This window comes from Niallia circulans NBRC 13626 (assembly GCF_001591585.1).
Classification (GTDB): Bacteria; Bacillota; Bacilli; order Bacillales; family Cytobacillaceae; genus Niallia; species Niallia circulans.
Genome location: NZ_BCVE01000018.1, coordinates 1 through 18628, shown reverse-complemented (window position 1 = coordinate 18628; position 18628 = coordinate 1). Strand labels below are relative to the sequence as shown.

The window sequence follows — 18628 nt, the reverse complement described above, 5'->3', positions numbered from 1 at the left end:
TTCAATAAGTAAATATTTGTTTAGAATTTTCCTCTGCTTCCACTATGGGAGTGACCACCGCCAGTGATCCCGCCACCGCCACCTGAGTTGTTTTGTGGCTTTCTTTGTTTTGTTACTGTTTTTCGAATAAAGCGATCATGTCTATTTATAATCTTCGAGTTATCCATATACGTATTGCCATTCACGGTTACTTTTCCTCCAGATTGGAAAACCATTATACTCACGATGATCCCTGCAATCACGAGCGAGGCAATTAGCTGAAAGCCCCAATGGAAGAAAAATGCTGGCATTCCACTTGCATTATTTTCCTCGTTATATTCATTTCGAGCCTCATCTATGCCGCTATAATCATAATCATCTTCTAAATTAGCCGGGTCATCCACTAAATAATAAGCCGATTCATGCATAAAAGTGGAGAAAGCTTCAAAATATTCACCATCTGATAAAGCTGGTGTTATCTCTTCACGGATATAATCAATTGTCGCGTTATCCAATGCATCTTCCGCTCTTTTAAAACCTGCTAAATAGATATCTCTTTCTTCCATATCAATGGCTAAGATGGCTGTATTTCCATGAGGCTGGTCATAGCCTGGTGCTTCTTCATCATAATAATCGTCTACATATTGTTCGATATCTTTTCCATCTGTACCATCTAGCGTAAGAATCAATAAGGCAGTTTCGGTTTCTTCGCCTAATTCCTCTGCTAAGCTTTCCAGTTCTGTTTTTTCAGAATCTGTTAAAAGCTGGGCATCATCAAAGATATATTCCGTTTGATTTTCTGAAGCTGCACTTACAGCACTGCCTGAAAACAGAGTAAATATTGCCAAGGCAATAAATAGTAAACTACTATAGTTCCTTAAAATTTTTCTCAAAAGAAACCACCACCCATTAAGAAGGAGATACCTTTTAATGCAAGGAATGTGCCGCAAGCAATTCCGCTAAACCATAGCGCTACCTTGCCTTTACTAATCGGCGGTTTCCCGACTACTTTTCCTGTCTGCCCATTCATCGCAAAAATATGCTCTTGGCTTTCGTAATCGTAACTGACCATCCATACAGGTAGCAAGACATAATCACTCCGGACCGCTTTTGTATCAATATTTCTATCCCGATAATTTATCGTATGATACCCTATAAAAGTAGAGTGTACAAAGGAATCAATGTAATCACTCACTTTATCTTTGGCTCGCGGCAATAATTCCGCATCCGTATAATTATATTTTTCAGAAATAAAGCCAGCTAGATAAGGTGTTTTAAAATCTTTTAACTGCTCATATGGAAAAGGTTCCAATTTATCCATTAATTCATCTTTCATTTTTTCAGAAGCATCAACTGGAATTTTCGTATAATCTAAATTTATCTTTCGATATGCTTCATAATACTTCGTTTCCGTATAGATATAATCACCGCTTGTATACGTCCGGACCTTTGTGCAAAGGGCAGTTACATCAACATCACTGTTTAAATCATAAAGCCAGAATGGTACATACATACCAGTAATACTTTTTATCCTGTCTGCATTCATAAATCCCTTTGGAGTCAATAGTCCCTTTCTGCACCATTTTTGAAAAGCCGCCATAGCTTCTTCTTTACTGATTGTAAAAGGGATCACTTTCTTAGGAGCAAGCGCTCCTGCCAAGCGGTCAGCAATAACAACGCCTGCACCGCAAAAGCTACAATTTGTTGCCGTTGTGTCTGCTTCTGTTAGTAATACTGCCCCGCAGTTGTCACAATGGTATTCCTTCACCTCATTCTCTTCAAAAGAAGCGGTCATTAAATTTTCTGGATAGCTCTCAATATTCTCTTCATTTCCACAGCTAGGGCAAGATAAACTGCCTGTATCTGCATTAAAGCTCATATCTCCCCCACAATTTGGGCATTTATAATGAAGGATCAAGTAAATCACCTCAATTTTTATCTCTTCTTATACTAATCATACCTTATTTATCCACTCGCTGCTCTGCTGCCGTGAAAAATTTCCGTTATATACATATACTGATTGAACGTTTAAAAAGTTTCATTTTCACACTTTGTTTATAGATGACAGAGATGTAAACATTTACTCGAAAATAATAAAAAAAGTTCCTCGTTTCTAAAAAGAAACAAGGAACCTTCGATTGTTATCTATGCCCTATTAAAATCATCATGTTCCGCAATACGTTTTATAAGCAGGGTTAATCTTCACTGGAGCTATGCCGTACTCCATTTGTGCTTGTGTATATGCATACGGGTTAGATAGCATTTGTAATAATTCCTCCATTACACTTAAATCTCCGCCTTCTGCAGCATCAAGTGCTGCTTCGACACGATGATTGCGAGGGATTACGACCGGATTATGTTTTTTCATTCGTTCACGAGCAGCCACTTCTCCCCCTTCTTGTCCTGCAATTCTTTCCTTCCAAGCTTTATGCCATTCGCTAAATGCTTGATTTTTATTTAGTTCTATTCGTTCTACTTCCCCTATCGTTAAAGCACGGAAAGTATCTGTATAGTCCGCCCGATTATTTTGCATAATGCCAAGGAGCTTCTCTATTAGCTTAGCATCTTTTTCTTCTTCCGCTGCCACTAATCCTAATTTTCCTCTCATTCCATCAAGCCAATGCTGCTGATATAAAGGATTAAATTGATCTAATTGTGCTTGCGCAAGTTCCACTGCTTTTTCCGTATCATCATGGAATAATGGCAACAGGCTTTCTGCAAACCTAGCCAGATTCCATCCCGCTATTTTCGGCTGATTTCCATAGGCATACCGACCTTGAACATCAATCGAGCTAAAAACAGTATCTAAATGGAAGCTATCCATAAACGCACATGGTCCATAGTCAATCGTCTCGCCACTAATCGTCATATTATCTGTGTTCATAACACCATGGATAAAACCAACTAATTGCCATTTAGCAATTAATGCAGCCTGCCGCTTCATTACTTCTCTAAACATTTCAACATACGGATTCCCATCTTTCTTAATTGTTGGGAAATGCCGTTCCATAGCATAATCCGCAAGTGCTTTAAGATCCTGCTTTGACTCAAGAGCAGCTGCATATTGAAATGTTCCTACGCGAAGATGGCTTGCTGCCACTCTTGTTAAAATCGCTCCTGGCAAACTCGTTTCCCGGACAATCTTCTCACCTGTATCAACAACCGCTAAGCTTCTAGTAGTCGGAATCCCTAGTCCATGCATCGCTTCACTAATGATATACTCCCTTAGCATCGGCTTAAGCGCTGCTCTTCCGTCGCCACCGCGCGAATAGGGAGTTCGGCCAGAGCCTTTTAATTGGATATCGAATCGTTCGCCTGATGGGGTAATCTGCTCTCCAATTAACATCGCCCTTCCATCGCCTAGCATGGTCGGGTGGCCAAATTGATGGCCTGCATATGCTTGCGCAAGAGGAAAGCCTCCTTCTGGAACCTCATTCCCGCTTAATACTTGTATTATCTCAGGGCGCTGCAATTGCTCCCCATTTAATCCAAGTGTCTTAGCCAAATCCTCATTAAGCTTCACTAAACTTGGGGAACTGACTGGATTTACTGTCATCTTAGAATAAAATGTTTCGGGAAGACGAGCATAACTATTATCAAAATTCCAGCCAACATCTGTTTTTGTCTCTTTATTACTCATATTAGCTCCCTTCCATTCCTTTTTGATATTTCTATTATACCCTTTTCACCGTGAAGAACATGCAATAACACTTTGCAAAAAACAATTCTATATAAAGAAAACAGCTTCCTTTAGTTGAAAGCTGTCTTCCCTGTGCTGCAAAACAAGTTATTCTGCCAATACTTTATTTTGATTTTTCTTTTTCTTCTGAACTTTATTTTGATACATATGATTATCTGCTTCTGTAAATAAGGCTGTCATTCTTCCAAGAGAGCTTTGACCAAATGCGTAGCCAATCGACATTCTCACCATGTTTTCTTCTACGCATTTTCCCTTATCGCTTAATCCCATCGTCATCCTCTTATATAACTCTTCTATTTCTTCTTGCTGCATTCCTTGAATTAACAAGACAAATTCATCCCCGCCGATTCTCGAGACCGTAATATAAGGAGAAGAAAAAGTATTTAATAATTTTCCAGCTGCTTTAATTAAATCATCGCCTTGTTTATGACCGTACTTATCATTAACTTGTTTTAGTTCATCTAAATCACATAGGATAATGGCAATTACTTCATCTATTTTCGTATCAAATTCTTCCATCTTTTGTTCAAAGTAAAAGCGATTATATACTTCTGTCAATGCATCATGGATCAGCTGATGCTCTAAATTCTCTCGTAGTCTTACTTTCTCGTCGATATTACGAATGATTCCATGAATCGCTACAAGCTCTCCATGCTCATAAATAGGCGTCGCATATTCCTCAAACCATTTATAAGAACCGTCTGAACATCTCATTCGTTGAACCAATGGCTGACTATAATCAATTGCACCATGAAGTTTTTTGTACATAATGTGATAATCATCGGGATAAATCATTTCTAAAGGGGCATACGGATTCCGATAAAATTCCTTGACCATGCCATCTCCTAATACAGCATCGGCGGAAGGACTAATATACGAATGTCTCATTTGCGGTTTCACTTCATATCGATAAACGATGTCCTTTGAGCTTTCCACTAGTCGAAACATAATGTCTTCTTTTTCTACTTTCGCTTTCCACTTATTATATTTACGCTTATCATTTTTTTTCCAAAAGAAAATACCTATCATTACTCCGCAGCAAAAATATAATATCCCCATTTTTCTCCTCACCTTACCATTAGTGAGACTATCATCGACATATTACAGCTATCCAAATAATAGAAAAAAGCTAATCTTCGACCGATTAGCCCTTCTTTATCAAGATAAATCGGTAACTGGCTGACTTAATCTCCACGATCTTAGTCCCTATAGCTTTGCGTCTTCACCTTTCGATGAATTTGCCTTTATCATTTTATTATATTTAAATAATGAAATACTCTATTTCCTTTTTTTAGTTTCTATTACAAATTTTATAGGAAAATAGACAGATACACAAGAGAAAGAAAGGACTTTTCTCACAATTTTTACCAAACTTCTGAAAAATGAAAAAGAAATCGATTAAATAAAAAAAATTCACAAAATCTCCATTTTTCTTTCATAATTTTTTGCTCTTTTTTGTTATCTTTATACATAAGCAGTCAAACTTGAAAGGGAGAATGCGATTAATATGAAAAAAACTAAACTTATCATTCCGATATTTATTACCATACTATTTGCTGTAACGATTCTTTTAATTATTACCCAAAATAACCGCTATGAAAAAATGGACGATAGCGATCTCAAACAACTTGTTCAAGATTTTAGTTCCGGGAAGAAGTCAACAGCTGCCGCTTCCATTACCTCTGATACATTAACAGTGAATACTCTCGACAACGAAGAGCATCTCTATCGCTTGCCCAAGGAGGAATTTTTTGTTTCTGTTGCTCCTTACTTAGTAGATACTCACCCTTGTGCTATCCATAATTTAACAGGGTGCCGCGGGGAATTGGCAAATAAGGAATTCGCGGTACTTATTGAAGATGACGTGGGGAATGTTTATGTAGATGAACTTATAACTTCTCAGCAAAACGGGTTTATCGATTTATGGCTTCCACGCAATAAAGATTTAAAATTAACCATCTCCTATAATGGCAAAACAGCCAAATCGGATCTCGCTACTTTTAAGGATGATAATACATGTATTACTGCTCTTCCTTTGATATAAGGATAGAAGGTATCTTAATGACTACATTTAGATACCTTCTGTCAAAAGAGTTATTTATATTCATAATAGTCCTGAGAATGATAGCTTCGAAATCCACAAGACTCATAAAGTTTAAGCGCTCGAGCATTTTTTGCTTCTACTTCTAAAAAGATAGAAAGGCCTTTTTCCTTTTCCATTTTTACCACTTTGGATAATGCCCTTCTGCCAATTCCTTTTCCGCGAAGCTCTGGAACAACAACGAACCCGTAAATCCATGCTTCTCCATCGGTTTCAGAAACTCTGATTTTCCCCGCTGTTTTTCCATCTACCTCAATAATCATGCGTTTATCACCAGCCTGCTCCGTTATGGTGTTAACGTAATCTCGAGCATCCTCCTCAGCTATACCAAAGCCTAAAACATCAAGCTCTATTTCTATTTCTTTATCCTGATCATAATCATATGGTCTTAAAGAAATCGCAGCATCCTCTATTAAATCTTCCTTATGCCATTTCATTTGATGTTCCGAAAAGGCATAGGAACATGGTAGCTTCTCTAGAAATACTTTTGCACTCTGCGATGCAGCAGGAGCATTCAATAATATACTCGTAGCTTCTCTCTGTCTTGCTGTTTCTAAGCCTTCTTCCAGCAAAGCTGTAAAAATCCCGTTCCGGCGAAAATGTGGATGAACCATACCACACAACTCAACTTTTTTGCCAAAATAGTAGCTCCCTAAAAAGCCAACTAGTTTGCCGTCTACATAATAAAAAAAGTCCTCTTTCTTTTCTCCATTTCGATTTTCGAGCATATCAAAGTTAAGCTTTAACTCAAAACCTTCTTCTTTCTCACAAATATCCTTAAGCTCTCTAATTTCAGCAATTTGTTCTTTTGACAGCATATTGATTTCTCCTCTATTTTAGGATGTCACTGCATTTTTATCTGTATTTCCTGAAAAATTTCTTATTAATGAAAGGGAATGATTTTCCTGAGATTGTTTTCCAAATTACCACATTCTCTATTTCCCTGCCATTCGCCCTCTATGACAACATACTGACAATTGCCGCTGTTTAAATAGTTGTAAATAATATAAGCTTCGTCTATTTCTGCTTTATCTAAAGTGCCAATAAACAGATTCTTTCTTGAAAGATATGTGCAAATCTGCCTCTTCACCACTTGCATATCAAAATGATTTGCTTCATATATTTGCCGGTATAAAATTTGATTTCGTCTAATCAGAAATAGCTTTATCCGGCCATTATCTAAGTACTCGACTGCTAGAAAAAGACGATTATCTACCATAATATTTATTACTGTTTCTGTTTGCAGAATCGTCTTTATTTTGGCAATGGTATCTCTTATTTCCGCTGCTTTCTCAAACTCAAAATTACTAGAAGCTTCATTCATTTCAGCGGACATCTCTTCTAGTATTCTAGTATCCTGTTTTTTAAATAAAGAGATAAGACGATGGATAATTTGTTGATACGTTTCTTCAGCTATTGGATTGAAGCAAATCCCTATACACTTTCCGATTGTATAATTGAGACAGGGACTAGTACTGTTTGTCGTATTGGAACAATCTATTTTATAAAATGATTTGATTCCTTTTATCGCATTTTCTACTGTTCTTTTACTAGTGAAAGGACCAAAATAATAATGAATATCTTCCTTCTCCAATTCATTTACAATCTCCATACGGTAGCTGCCCTTCTGGTATCGGAATATGATGTAGTTGTATGCCTTTGTCGCTTTCATCATCCGATTGTACATGGGCTGGATCTCTTTTATTAACTTACATTCCAGCATTAATGCCTCAAACTCCGTGTCTGTGACAATAAAGTCAAAATCCTTTATATGCTTCACTAATTTTTCTATTTTACCAATCCGATTTTTCGAATGCTGAAAATAAGAAGAAACTCTATTTTTTAATCTTTTGGATTTGCCAACGTAAATGATTTGTCCAGAGGAATCCTTCATCAAATATACCCCTGGAGATGCGGGCAGATTTTTTATCTTTTCTTTAAGCTCCAAGTCTATTCCTCCACTGAACCATTTAAAAAGTAGTCATTTTAATTCCATAGTTCTTTGTATCAATCTCTACTTCTCCCCCAATGGGAAAAGTAAAGAATGGTTGGATATGACCAAAATCCACATCATATAATACAGGGATTTGCTGCAAAAGAGGATGTTTATCTAAAATAAACAAAAGCTGCTCTTCTGTCATTTTCGAAGCTCGCTGAAATCTCCCAATTACTAATGCTTTAATTATTCCTGCTGTCTGCAACAAAGAGGTTAAATCTCTTGCGAATGTTTCTGGAATGGTTAATTCATCATCTTCTACAAATAGAATGCCATCTTTAAGATTAGGCATATATTCTGTTCCCTGCAGTAAATTTAAGGTACATAGATTACCACCAAACAATTGCCCTTTTGCACTTCCCTCTTGGTATACCCTCCAGCCTCCAGGTTCATATTGGCGATTTTCTTGATCCAAATACCACGCATCATCTGTCCACACATCAGAAGGCTCTATGATAAACGCACTAGTTTCCATCAAGCATTTCCGGAAATATTCTGTTTGGTATTCCTGTAGCTTTTCCATTTGGAAGCTAGAAAAGTGTGGACCAGAATAGGTAATAAAATCAGCCTTGGTTGTAATCGCAGTTGCTAAAGCGGTTATATCACTATACCCACAAAGCATCTTAGGGTTAGCTTTTATTAAATCAAAATCTAAATAAGGCAACAGCTCATTGCTGTTAAATCCGCCAATGACCGTTAATATTCCTTTTACATTTTGATCCCGAAAAGCATCATGAATATCCTCCACCCGATGCTCAATCGTGGAGGAGAATTGTAAGTCAGATTCAAAAATATGCTTCCCAAACGTCACAACAAAGCCAAGATTCTCTAATCTTTTCTTTGCTTGCTCTATTCCCTCTTCTGATAAAATTGCTGCACTTCGACTAGGGGCAATTACTCTAATTTCATCGCCCTTTTGTAGCTTAGCAGGTATTCTCATGTCTGTTCCTCCTCTTTCTTCTTATTAAAGCATAAATAATCTTATATTTCTGTAACTTTCAAGTTGGATCAAACGTATATTTTAAACAAGAAAATTACTTCTTGTTTAAAAAGGAGGAATATCTATGTTTGTGTTTTTTTTCATCATCGGTATCATCTCGATCTTCATCGCGGTGACAATGATCGGAGCGTGGCCAGATGGCAGGCAGCACAGAAACCACCATTTCACAGAAACAAAAGAAGATCGCGCATTAAACATAAAAATATCCATGATAGCCTTTCTAATTGGTGTAGTCTCATTAGCAATAGCTGGAATAATTAATTATTTTACAAATTAAAAGGGGAATAACCCCCTATAGCTCCTTCATTTGCTTCGTTAATTCCAGAAACTTTCTATCTAATTCCGCATATTCCTTATCCTTTGGTGTCATAAAGCTTAATTTTCCTAACACTTCTTGTCTTTCTGTCTCCAGCTTTAGCCGTAATTCTTCTTTATTATCTCTATCCCGTTTTGGAGACTCTGTCCATTGCCTTTGAACCGTTCCATTACCTATGATTAGCTTACTTGACGTTGTTTGCTCTAGGAAATAACGGTCATGGGAAACAATAATAAGTGTTCCATTATACTGGGATAGCGTTTTTTCTAATTGCTCTCGGGAAGGTAAATCAAGATGGTTGGTTGGTTCATCGAGTATGAGCACATCTTTTTCTTCTAAAATATAAGCCATTAATTTGCATTTTACCCGTTCTCCCATGCTCATACTTTTTATTGGTTCCTTCCATTGAGACGCCATAAACCCTAAATGTTTCATCAGTGTTTGTACTTTTCCTCTTTCTTTAAATGTTTCTTTAAAGAATAGCTGTTCTGGTGTTTCCTCTAAAGGAAGATCGAATACTTCCTGTGTTAGATAGCCGATAGTGGCTGTCGGTGAAATCCAGACTTCTCCATTGGCCTTTTCTTTTCCTAAAATAATGTTTAATAAGGTTGTTTTCCCACTTCCGTTAGGTCCCATAATCGCAACCTTTTCCCCATGCTGAATCGTTATATTCACCTTTTCAAACAACATTTTAGAGTCAAATGCTTTGGATAAATCTTTAATTTCCAAAAAGCGTTTCCCCTTCTTTTTATTCGCTTCAATCGAAAAAGCTACCGTATACTCTTCGTCTAAACGTTCCACTTTATTTTTTTCCAGCTCTTTTTCTAAACGTTTTTGCTTTGATTTGACTTGAGCATCCATTCGTTTGGCCTTTGTGCGATAATATTCTTTTGGGAATTCTTGTTTTGTTGATTGGGCATGTGCTTTCTGAGACCAAGAGGTGAGCTCCTTCATTTGTCCTTCCACTTGTTTAATCTTCTTCTGCTGTTTATCATACTCCCGCTGCTGGGTTAATCTCTTTTGCTCGCGTGCCTCCATATAGCTTGTATAATTCCCTTTATGTTCGATAAGCTGTTTATTTTCAAGCGACCAGATTTTCGTCGTAACTTTATCCAAGAAATAGCGGTCATGAGAAACGATAATAATGGTTCCTTTATATGCTGTTATTAGTTCATGAAGCAGTGCCATACTTTGTTCATCTAAGTGGTTGGTTGGTTCATCTAATAGCAATAAATCAGCATCATGGGCAAAGCCTTTACCAAGACGTGCTTTTAATTTTTCCCCGCCACTCATTACTCGGAAGTCCTTTGTCGGCACCTGCCATTTCTCTAATAGCTTCGATTCCAAAAAAGTTTCTTTCTCTAAGTCATAATTTTCGGTCTCCTGTTCAACCATTTTAACCGATAAGTCTTCCTTTACCCACTTAATATGTCCATCTGTAGGGACAATTTCTTTATTTATTAACTGCAGTAAAGTCGATTTGCCTGCACCATTTTTGCCAATAATCCCAATAACTTCTCCTTGCTGTACACTTGCATTTATATTTGTAAAAATAGTTGTATCGAGCACTTCATATCCGATATTGATTAACTTTAAGAGTTCTTTCATATTATCAATCCCTTTCAGAAGGGAGAAAAAAATCCTCCCAAATTTTCTCTGGAAGGATTAGCCGTACCTAATTATTTGCTCATTCACACCATACATAACCGATATACAAAAAGCGTGCATATCGACCAATCATTGTGCACATACCATTAGAGATATGCTTGAAAAAGCGATTTATGGAAATGGGCAGACTAATCCTATTTTTTGTTCCATTTGAAATGTATTTCATTCAAATTTTAGAAAAATAAGATTAGTTCTTCATCGTTCACCCATCATCCCTTTCGTTATAAGTAACTGTAGTATAACATACTTGCTATTATGTATTCCACCCTCTTAAAAATAATTGGTAAATTTTCTCTTTATATTCCTATCTGTACAAGATCAAAATTGTTTAGTATTATTTTAATTATGTTTTGTTAGGTAATCTAACATGTTATACCAGAACTTTATAACTTTAGAAAAACGAAAAGGAGTTGTACGAATGAAAGAAAAGAAAAGGATGTCTAAATTAGTTTTATTCTTCGTAGTTATCTTAACTATGCTGAATATTATTTCTCCTATATCAAAAGCAGAAGCAAAGGAGAAAGTATATCAGATTGCAACAGATATTACATTTGCGCCATTTGAATTTCAGGATGTAAATGGGGACTTCGTCGGAATCGATATGGATTTAATGGCTGCTATTGCGAAAGATCAAGGTTTCAAATATGAAATGAAGCCACTTGGATTTAACGCAGCTGTTCAAGCACTTGAATCAAAACAAGTGGATGCTGTTATTGCCGGGATGAGCATTACAGATGAACGACAAATGAAATTCGATTTCTCGGAACCCTATTTTGATTCTGGTATCATTATGGCCGTCGACAGCGATAATGATAAAGTCTCCTCCTATAAAGACTTAAAAGGTCAAAAGGTTGCTGTTAAAACAGGAACAGAGGGGGCAAGCTTTGCAGAAAGCATCAAAGACAAATATGGTTTTTCCATCGTAACATTTGATGATTCTGCTAATATGTACGAAGAAGTAAGAACTGGTAATTCCGTAGCTGTATTTGATGATTATCCAGTATTAGCATATGGAATCAAGCAAGGAAATGGCCTTAAAATTGTGACAGATAAAGAAGCAGGAGCCTCTTATGGATTCGCTGTTTCTAAAGGACAAAATACAGAGCTTCTTGAAATGTTTAACACTGGATTAGCCAATTTAAAGGCATCTGGAGAATATCAAGAAATATTAGATAAATACTTAGAAACTGGATCAGATGAAGAAGCTAAGAGTGGCTTTTTTGGTTTATTAAAAGAGAGCTTCCCTAGCTTATTATCTGGTTTAAAAATGACACTTATCTTAACAGTCGTTTCTCTATTAATTGCAACTGTACTAGGAATTATCTTTGGACTATTACGTATTGCCAAAAGTAAAATTTTACGAACAATTGCTGGTATATACATCGATATTTTCCGAGGAACACCATTAATCGTTCAAGCATTCTTTATTTACTTCGGAATTCCAGCAGCTCTTGACTTCCGAATTACAGCTGTGGCTGCCGGTCTTATTACATTAAGTTTAAATGCTGGTGCTTACATGGCTGAAATTGTTCGCGGAGGCATTCAATCGGTTGATAAAGGACAGATGGAGGCTGCCCGCAGTCTAGGACTTCCTTATGGAAAAGCAATGAGAAAGGTAGTGCTTCCACAGGCTATCCAATTAATGATTCCAGCATTTATTAACCAATTTGTTATTACACTAAAAGATACGTCTATTCTTTCCATTATCGGTATTAACGAATTGACACAAAGCGGAAAAATTATTATTGCAAGAAACTTAGAATCATTCCAAATGTGGCTGATCGTCGGTATTATGTACTTTATCGTTATTATGATTCTAACAAAAGTATCAAATCGATTAGAAAGAAGGATTAAAAATGGCCAAGCTTAAAGTGACGAATCTGAAAAAATCATATGGTAATCTTGAAGTTTTAAAATCAATTGATTTACAGGTAACAGAGGGCGAAGTTGTTTGTTTAATTGGTCCTTCTGGCTCCGGAAAAAGTACCCTTCTTCGCTGCTTAAATATGTTAGAAGAAGTTACAAGTGGCGAAGTTGTTGTAAATGACTTTAAATTAACAGATAAGAAAAATGATATTAACAAAATCAGAGAAAATATCGGAATGGTGTTTCAGCATTTCAATCTTTTCCCGCATCTAACGGTTCTGGAAAATATCACTCTTGCTCCAGTTGATTTGAAAAAAGCAACACCACAGCAAGCGAAAGAAAAAGCCTTACAACTATTAGACCGTGTCGGCTTAAAGGATAAAGCTAATGAAAATCCTTCTAAATTATCTGGCGGTCAAAAGCAAAGGGTTGCCATTGCCCGCGCCCTTGCGATGAACCCTGATATTATGCTGTTCGATGAGCCAACAAGTGCACTTGATCCTGAAATGGTCGGAGAAGTATTAAACGTTATTAAGCAATTAGCTCAAGAAGGAATGACGATGGTAATTGTTACACATGAGATGGGCTTTGCTAGAGAAGTAGCAGACCGCGTAATCTTCATGGATAATGGCTATATCGTGGAAGAGGGTACACCACAAGAGATTTTTGGAAACCCACAAAATGAGCGTACAAAAGATTTCTTGAATAAAGTATTGTAAAGCTAATGGGGACAATGATTTGTCCCCATTTTTATTCCTTAAAATGCTTTTTCCCCCACTCTCCCATTAAATCAAGAATAGGAATAAAGCTAACTCCCTTTTCTGTTAAGGAATATTCCACTTTGGGAGGCACTTCTTTATAAACTTCTCTGTGCACCATTTGATCTGCTTCTAATTCTCTTAACTGCCTTGTTAAAATCCCTTTTGATATTCCAGGCAATAGTCTTTGCAATTCATTAAACCGTTTTGTCCCCTGACTTAAATGCCATAAGATAATAATTTTCCATCTTCCCGCCGTTAAATTTTGTGTATAAGTTACAGGACAAAAACCCTCCTCATCGATCGAGACAGATTCATTTTGAACAAAAAAACGTGCCATTTTCTCTCTCCTTCCCATGGTACTATTTATGTGACTATGTTATAAAAAAATAACTACTTTCATTTTTTTAACTATAAATATACTATATACCTATATTGGATATCCAACAACACATCTTGTTAAAGTCGTTGGGGTATAATGAAAGAAAAACATTAATTGGAGGGAATTTCAAATGAAACTATTAGTAACAGGTGCCACTGGTAAACTTGGATCTAAAATCGTAAATGTTTTATTAGCAAAAGTACCTGCTGATCAGCTTGCTGTCAGTGTACGCAATCCAGAAAAAGCAGAGGATTTACGCGCAAAAGGCGTAGATGTTCGCCATGGAGATTTCGATCAGCCAGAAACTTTGGCAGCAGCCTTTAAAGGAATCGATCGCCTATTAATTATTTCAGCAGATGGAGATACGGAAACTAGAATTCGCCAACACAATACTGCTGTCGATGCTGCTAAAAATGCTGGTGTTTCCTTTATCGCATATACAAGTATTGCGAATGCACAGGAAAGCACCAATTTCCTTGCTGAAGTTCATAAAGCAACAGAAATCGCTATTCAAAAAACAGGTATCCCTTATTCCTTCTTACGTAATAACTGGTACCTAGAAAATGAGCTTTCTACTATTCAAGGAGTTCAAGCTGGAGCACCGTGGGTTACCTCTGCTGGCAGCGGAAAGGTCGGCTGGGCTTTACAGCAGGACTATGCAGAAGCTGCAGCAGAAGTGCTAGCCGGTGAAGGACACGAAAATACGATTTATGAACTTTCTGGCAAACCTTTATCACAAGAAGAAATCGCTGCCGCTGTTAGCCAGGTGATTGGAAAAGAAGTGCCTGTCCAACATGTAGATGACAGTAAATATGCAGAAATAATGACACAAGCTGGCATACCTGATTTTGTTGTTCCTATGCTTGTAGCAATTCAAAAGGATATTCGCAAAGGTACATTAGATATTGAAAGCAATGATTTTGAAAAACTACTTGGCCGTTCGGAAACACCTGTAGTGGATGGAGTTAGAAAGCTTATTTCTAATTCTTAATAAATAGAGAAGGGGACACAATAAACGACTGTGTCCCCTCTTTCATTTCATCAAATGCTGAATCTTCTCCTCTGTCCCTGTTCCATCAACAGGCGTATAAATGCTGCATCTTAAATCATTCGCGCCATGGACTTGTAAGGAGGTTAAATTATAAATCATTTTCCCCGCCTTCGAGTGGCGAAATTCAATTAACACCTCAGGAGCAGAACTTACTTCACTTTCATTCCACATTCTATTAAAGTCTGGATAGTTCTTTTTCATGTCTTCGATAAATTCTTGATACCACTCATCTGCCATATATTGTCCTAAATATGTTCGAAAGATGGAAATGAATCCTTTTACAAAGTCCTCCCAATTGACAGCTAATGCTCTTAGTTCTTTTCTGGAAAAAAGCAATTCAATGAGATTTCTCTTTTCCGATGGGATTTTTTCAAAGTCTAGGAATACTTGCTTGGCGGCTTCATTCCACCCAACGATAAAAGAACGGCGATCCGTTATAATAGTTGGACAGTAGCGAAGTTCCTTTAAAATTCTTTCTAAAGCTGGAGTCATCATCTCTTCTTCTGCCTCTTTAGGAAAAAAAGAATTTCCCTCCTCAAACGCTAAACCGTATACATATTTTCGTTCATCAGAATTTAATTGCAGCGCATCTGCTACTGCATCGAGAACAGAGATAGACACTTTAATATCTCTACCTTGCTCTAGCCAGGTATACCAGGTAGTGCTTACTCCCGCTAATTGTGCCACTTCCTCACGGCGGAGTCCTGCTGTTCTTCTTCTCGTTCCAGCTGGGAGTCCAACCATTTGCGGCTGTATCTTAGAGCGCTTTGTTTTCAAAAATTCCGAGAGGGCTTCTAGCCTTATATCTCTATTCATATCCATTCTCCTTTTTAAGCTAGTACTATTTATACTAGTATAAACTACAACTTGTAATAGGATAAGAAAAGGATACAATAAAGAAAAAAGGAATGGGGGAAAAATCGTGAAAAGAGTTGTTGTCACTGGAATGGGAATTATTTCACCGTTAGGAAATAACGTGGATGAATATTGGCAGAACCTCTTAAAAGGGGAATCAGGAATCCGTTCTATCGACCATTTAGATGTATCTAATTCCAAAACAAGAATAGCTGGAGTAGTAACTGACTTTCATCCAGATGAAAGATGGGGAGCAAAGGAAGCAAAAAAACTGGACCGATTTAGCCAGTTTGCTTTAGCTGCAGCAGAAGAAGCCTTAACAAATTCACAATTAGACTTAGATTTAATAGATAAAGAGCGAATGGGTGTTTATGTAGGATCAGGAATCGGCGGTTTGACCACCCTTATCGATAATGTAAATACATTAAATCAAAGAGGTCCTAATCGAGTCAGTCCTAACTTAGTACCGATGATGATTTCCAATGCAGCTGCAGCGCAAATTAGTATTAGATTCGGAGCTCAAGGTCCTTCCCTCTCTCCGGTAACAGCTTGTTCCATTGGAAATACATCGATTGGGGAAGCCTTTCATACCATTCGAAATGGTGATGCAGATGTGATGTTTGCAGGCGGATCGGAAGCTGCTATTACGAATCTTTCCTTAGCAAGCTTCGGGAATGCCAGAGCATTATCGACAAAAAATAACGAACCAGCTTCAGCAAGTAGACCTTTTGATAAAAATCGAGATGGATTCGTGATGAGTGAAGGGGCAGCTATTTTAATAGTGGAAGACTTGGAACATGCTATAAAGCGTAATGCTCCCATTTTAGCTGAAATCATTGGATATGGCGCAAGCTCAGATGCCTATCATATGGTGGCTACCCATCCAGATGGAAGAGGAGCATATCTTGCTATGAAGCGGGCATTAACTAAAGCAAATATTTCTCCTTCTGATGTAGATGTGATTAGCGCACATGCAACCAGTACACCTGTCGGCGATCTCTCGGAAACATTAGCAATTAAGAAATTATTTGAAGAAGACGCCTATAAAATCCCTGTGACAGCTAATAAGTCCATGCTTGGTCATATGCTTGGTGCTGCTGGTGGAGCGGAAGCAATTGCTTTAGTACAGAGCTTGAGAGAAGGGATTATCCCGCCAACTACTAATTTGGAAACTCCAGACCCAGACTGTGATTTAGACTATGTTCCAGAAGGAGCAAGAAAAGCCGGAATATCCATTGGTCTCTCTAATTCCTTTGGCTTTGGCGGTCATAACTCAGCAATTTTGTTAAAGAAATATTAATAGAAAAGACTAGGAAAAAGGAATGAATCCATTTCCTAGTCTTTCTTAATAGATTAAGCAGCCAGCTTGTTTTTATCGGTGCTTTCTTTATCCAAAAAGGCAAAGTAAGGAATCAATAGTCCCACTAAAGATACAGTAGTAATTATTGCTCCAATTAAAACGTATAAAGGCCGGATCCCCCATAATTCACTTAATGCTCCGCCTGCTATTACGCCTAGCGGCATCAGCGCTCGAATGATAAAGGATCGGACCGAAATAATTTTGCCCATTAAATGATTGGGAACGGTTTGCTGACAAATCGTAATATTATGTATGCTGAAAAATGCCATGGTGATGCCAGCAACGATTTCCGTTACGATGGCTGAAATGAGCGAACTTGTTATTCCTAAATTAATGTATGTCACTCCTCCTATTAATAGTGCCCCTAGCATCAAGCGTCTCCGTGATTGGATTTTGATTTTGCCAACAAGTAAGGTTCCAAACATATATCCTAAAGGAAAACCCGCCATAAAATAACCGTACATGGCATTATTTCCATTTAGCACTGTTTTAATATAGGGAATATTAATCACCATTGTGACCCCTACCCCAAATTGAACAAATGCTAAAAAAATCCCTAACCACACAATCGTTTTTTGTTGAAAAAAGTAGCGAACCCCCTCCATAAATTCCACTGCCCATGTTTTTCTTTCCACTTTCGCTTCTCTTACTTCCATAATCCCCAGCAAAAGACATCCACTAAGCATCAGCGCCGTACAAATAAACAATAAAGTACTGCCAATTCCGATATATTCAATGACAATCCCTGCCACAACTGGCGCTGCGAACGTCATTAATCTGGCCATCCCTTCTACATAGGCATTAGCACTACTTAATTGCTCTTTCGAAACAAGATTAGGCAGTATGGCTTGATTAGCAAGAGAATAAATCGGAGTTATTAATCCAATGATGACTTGAACAATATAAACATGCCACGGTACTAATGTGTCTGTTACAAACCCAATGAGAGGAAAAAGAAATATCATGCCTCTACTCCAGAGAGCAAAAATCATCATCCATTTTCTACTCCAACGATCAAGGTATGGCCCAATAAAAAGCTGAAGGATGAGAGAAGGCAGAAAATATAATAGCCACATACTGCCTAATGCCCAAGATGAACCAGTAATTTCATAGATTAATAACGAGTTGCAAAAGGTCCCAAAGGCTCCCGCTAACTCCGATATCCCATTTCCAATCCACATAAACGTGAATGATTTATTGCGAAAAATATTCAAATGAACACCACTTTCTTTGGTTTGGTGAGTTGATTGGTGATTTGGCTTCTCATCTTGGATGCTTTGGCTGATATTTTCCCAGTTTGACTGATTCTCTCCCCGCTTTGGCTGATATTTTCCCAGTTTGGCTGATTTCCCCCTCCCTTTGGCTGATATTTTCCCAGTTTGGCTGATTTCCCCTCGCTTTGGCTGATATTTTCCCAGTTTGGCTGATTCTCTCCTCCCTTTGGCTGATATTTCTCTAGTTTGGCTGATTCTCTTCCCGCTTTGGCTGATATTTCTCTAGTTTGGCTGATTTCCCCCTCCCTTTGGCTGATATTTTCCCAGTTTGGCTGATTCCCTCCTCCCTTTGGCTGATATTTTCCCAGTTTGGCTGATTTCC

At 37.6% G+C, this 18628-nt stretch carries 18 protein-coding genes and 1 riboswitch; of the genes, 6 read left to right on the top strand and 12 right to left on the bottom strand.

All coding sequences use genetic code 11. The annotated features are described in order from the left end of the window. Window positions 1-20: 20 nt before the first annotated feature. The 4 genes from BCI01S_RS18385 to BCI01S_RS18370 form a co-directional block, all read right to left on the bottom strand. A complete protein-coding gene (locus BCI01S_RS18385; protein WP_053215638.1) occupies window positions 21-872 on the bottom strand; it encodes a TPM domain-containing protein in 852 nt (283 codons plus the stop codon). After that, window positions 869-1897, bottom strand: a complete 1029-nt coding sequence (locus BCI01S_RS18380; RefSeq protein WP_047941645.1) for a TFIIB-type zinc ribbon-containing protein — start codon at window positions 1895-1897, stop codon at window positions 869-871. Before BCI01S_RS18380 ends, BCI01S_RS18385 begins: the two co-directional genes overlap by 4 nt. Window positions 1898-2143: 246 nt before the next feature. Then, window positions 2144-3619 (bottom strand): protein adenylyltransferase SelO, encoded by a 1476-nt coding sequence (locus BCI01S_RS18375; protein WP_061800608.1) that lies wholly within the window; start codon window positions 3617-3619, stop codon window positions 2144-2146. A 147-nt stretch (window positions 3620-3766) separates the two neighbouring features. Beyond that, window positions 3767-4738 carry a sensor domain-containing diguanylate cyclase gene (locus BCI01S_RS18370; RefSeq protein WP_053215639.1) on the bottom strand — a complete coding sequence of 324 codons (972 nt, stop codon included), beginning with the start codon at window positions 4736-4738 and terminating at the stop codon, window positions 3767-3769. A gap of 108 nt (window positions 4739-4846) precedes the next feature. Then, window positions 4847-4932, bottom strand: a riboswitch (cyclic di-GMP riboswitch). A gap of 254 nt (window positions 4933-5186) precedes the next feature. On the opposite strand from BCI01S_RS18370, the gene BCI01S_RS18365 reads away from it, so the two are divergent. Beyond that, window positions 5187-5723 carry a CueP family metal-binding protein gene (locus BCI01S_RS18365; RefSeq protein WP_061800606.1) on the top strand — a complete coding sequence of 179 codons (537 nt, stop codon included), beginning with the start codon at window positions 5187-5189 and terminating at the stop codon, window positions 5721-5723. Window positions 5724-5773: 50 nt separating this feature from the next. On the opposite strand, the gene BCI01S_RS18360 is transcribed toward BCI01S_RS18365, so the two are convergent. The 3 genes from BCI01S_RS18360 to BCI01S_RS18350 form a co-directional block, all read right to left on the bottom strand. Further along, entirely contained in the window at window positions 5774-6598 is an 825-nt protein-coding gene (locus BCI01S_RS18360) for a GNAT family N-acetyltransferase (RefSeq protein WP_061800605.1), read from the bottom strand. Between the two features lie 65 nt (window positions 6599-6663). Continuing rightward, window positions 6664-7728: a UvrB/UvrC motif-containing protein gene (locus BCI01S_RS18355; RefSeq protein ID WP_061800603.1), complete on the bottom strand. Its 1065-nt coding sequence runs from the start codon at window positions 7726-7728 to the stop codon at window positions 6664-6666. A 22-nt stretch (window positions 7729-7750) separates the two neighbouring features. Continuing rightward, window positions 7751-8716, bottom strand: coding sequence for a S66 family peptidase (locus tag BCI01S_RS18350; RefSeq protein ID WP_061800600.1), 966 nt, complete (start codon window positions 8714-8716; stop codon window positions 7751-7753). A 124-nt stretch (window positions 8717-8840) separates the two neighbouring features. Here BCI01S_RS18350 and BCI01S_RS18345 point away from each other — a divergent pair, with 124 nt between their 5' ends. Then, a complete protein-coding gene (locus tag BCI01S_RS18345) occupies window positions 8841-9053 on the top strand; it encodes a DUF5316 family protein (protein ID WP_061800598.1) in 213 nt (70 codons plus the stop codon). 15 nt (window positions 9054-9068) lie between these two features. Here BCI01S_RS18345 and abc-f read toward each other — a convergent pair whose 3' ends face one another. Beyond that, window positions 9069-10700, bottom strand: coding sequence for a ribosomal protection-like ABC-F family protein (gene abc-f / locus BCI01S_RS18340; RefSeq protein ID WP_061800594.1), 1632 nt, complete (start codon window positions 10698-10700; stop codon window positions 9069-9071). 535 nt (window positions 10701-11235) lie between these two features. Here abc-f and BCI01S_RS18335 point away from each other — a divergent pair. Together BCI01S_RS18335 and BCI01S_RS18330 are read left to right on the top strand one after the other, a co-directional pair. Next, a complete protein-coding gene (locus BCI01S_RS18335; protein WP_082138302.1) occupies window positions 11236-12630 on the top strand; it encodes an amino acid ABC transporter substrate-binding protein/permease in 1395 nt (464 codons plus the stop codon). Next, entirely contained in the window at window positions 12617-13345 is a 729-nt protein-coding gene (locus BCI01S_RS18330) for an amino acid ABC transporter ATP-binding protein (protein ID WP_047941654.1), read from the top strand. The genes BCI01S_RS18335 and BCI01S_RS18330 overlap by 14 nt, the downstream gene beginning before the upstream one ends. Window positions 13346-13376: 31 nt before the next feature. Here the strand turns inward: BCI01S_RS18330 and BCI01S_RS18325 are convergent, their stop codons facing one another. Next, window positions 13377-13724: a winged helix-turn-helix transcriptional regulator gene (locus BCI01S_RS18325; protein WP_047941655.1), complete on the bottom strand. Its 348-nt coding sequence runs from the start codon at window positions 13722-13724 to the stop codon at window positions 13377-13379. Window positions 13725-13896: 172 nt separating this feature from the next. Here BCI01S_RS18325 and BCI01S_RS18320 point away from each other — a divergent pair, with 172 nt between their 5' ends. After that, window positions 13897-14757, top strand: coding sequence for an SDR family oxidoreductase (locus BCI01S_RS18320; RefSeq protein WP_061800588.1), 861 nt, complete (start codon window positions 13897-13899; stop codon window positions 14755-14757). A gap of 42 nt (window positions 14758-14799) precedes the next feature. Here BCI01S_RS18320 and BCI01S_RS18315 read toward each other — a convergent pair whose 3' ends face one another. Then, window positions 14800-15633, bottom strand: a complete 834-nt coding sequence (locus BCI01S_RS18315; protein ID WP_047941657.1) for a helix-turn-helix transcriptional regulator — start codon at window positions 15631-15633, stop codon at window positions 14800-14802. Window positions 15634-15739: 106 nt separating this feature from the next. Between BCI01S_RS18315 and fabF the strand changes: the two genes are divergently transcribed. Continuing rightward, window positions 15740-16972: a beta-ketoacyl-ACP synthase II gene (fabF, locus tag BCI01S_RS18310; protein ID WP_061800582.1), complete on the top strand. Its 1233-nt coding sequence runs from the start codon at window positions 15740-15742 to the stop codon at window positions 16970-16972. Window positions 16973-17025: 53 nt separating this feature from the next. On the opposite strand, the gene BCI01S_RS18305 is transcribed toward fabF, so the two are convergent. Next, entirely contained in the window at window positions 17026-18246 is a 1221-nt protein-coding gene (locus BCI01S_RS18305) for an MFS transporter (protein ID WP_082810095.1), read from the bottom strand. Further along, a partial coding sequence (locus BCI01S_RS25650) for a hypothetical protein (RefSeq protein WP_218009480.1) occupies window positions 18243-18628 on the bottom strand: 386 nt, incomplete at its 5' end. The genes BCI01S_RS25650 and BCI01S_RS18305, both read right to left, overlap by 4 nt.

What these genes read in the sequence shown, in the direction of transcription:
- BCI01S_RS18330 (WP_047941654.1), top strand. Translation starts at nt 12,617, where the DNA reads ATGGCCAAGCTTAAAGTGACGAATCTGAAAAAATCATATGGTAATCTT.
- BCI01S_RS18345 (WP_061800598.1), top strand. Translation starts at nt 8,841, where the DNA reads ATGTTTGTGTTTTTTTTCATCATCGGTATCATCTCGATCTTCATCGCG.
- BCI01S_RS18370 (WP_053215639.1), bottom strand. Translation starts at nt 4,738, where the DNA reads ATGGGGATATTATATTTTTGCTGCGGAGTAATGATAGGTATTTTCTTT.
- abc-f (WP_061800594.1), bottom strand. Translation starts at nt 10,700, where the DNA reads ATGAAAGAACTCTTAAAGTTAATCAATATCGGATATGAAGTGCTCGAT.
- BCI01S_RS18350 (WP_061800600.1), bottom strand. Translation starts at nt 8,716, where the DNA reads ATGAGAATACCTGCTAAGCTACAAAAGGGCGATGAAATTAGAGTAATT.
- BCI01S_RS18315 (WP_047941657.1), bottom strand. Translation starts at nt 15,633, where the DNA reads ATGAATAGAGATATAAGGCTAGAAGCCCTCTCGGAATTTTTGAAAACA.
- BCI01S_RS18320 (WP_061800588.1), top strand. Translation starts at nt 13,897, where the DNA reads ATGAAACTATTAGTAACAGGTGCCACTGGTAAACTTGGATCTAAAATC.
- BCI01S_RS18360 (WP_061800605.1), bottom strand. Translation starts at nt 6,598, where the DNA reads ATGCTGTCAAAAGAACAAATTGCTGAAATTAGAGAGCTTAAGGATATT.
- BCI01S_RS18325 (WP_047941655.1), bottom strand. Translation starts at nt 13,724, where the DNA reads ATGGCACGTTTTTTTGTTCAAAATGAATCTGTCTCGATCGATGAGGAG.
- BCI01S_RS18335 (WP_082138302.1), top strand. Translation starts at nt 11,236, where the DNA reads ATGCTGAATATTATTTCTCCTATATCAAAAGCAGAAGCAAAGGAGAAA.
- BCI01S_RS18365 (WP_061800606.1), top strand. Translation starts at nt 5,187, where the DNA reads ATGAAAAAAACTAAACTTATCATTCCGATATTTATTACCATACTATTT.
- BCI01S_RS18375 (WP_061800608.1), bottom strand. Translation starts at nt 3,619, where the DNA reads ATGAGTAATAAAGAGACAAAAACAGATGTTGGCTGGAATTTTGATAAT.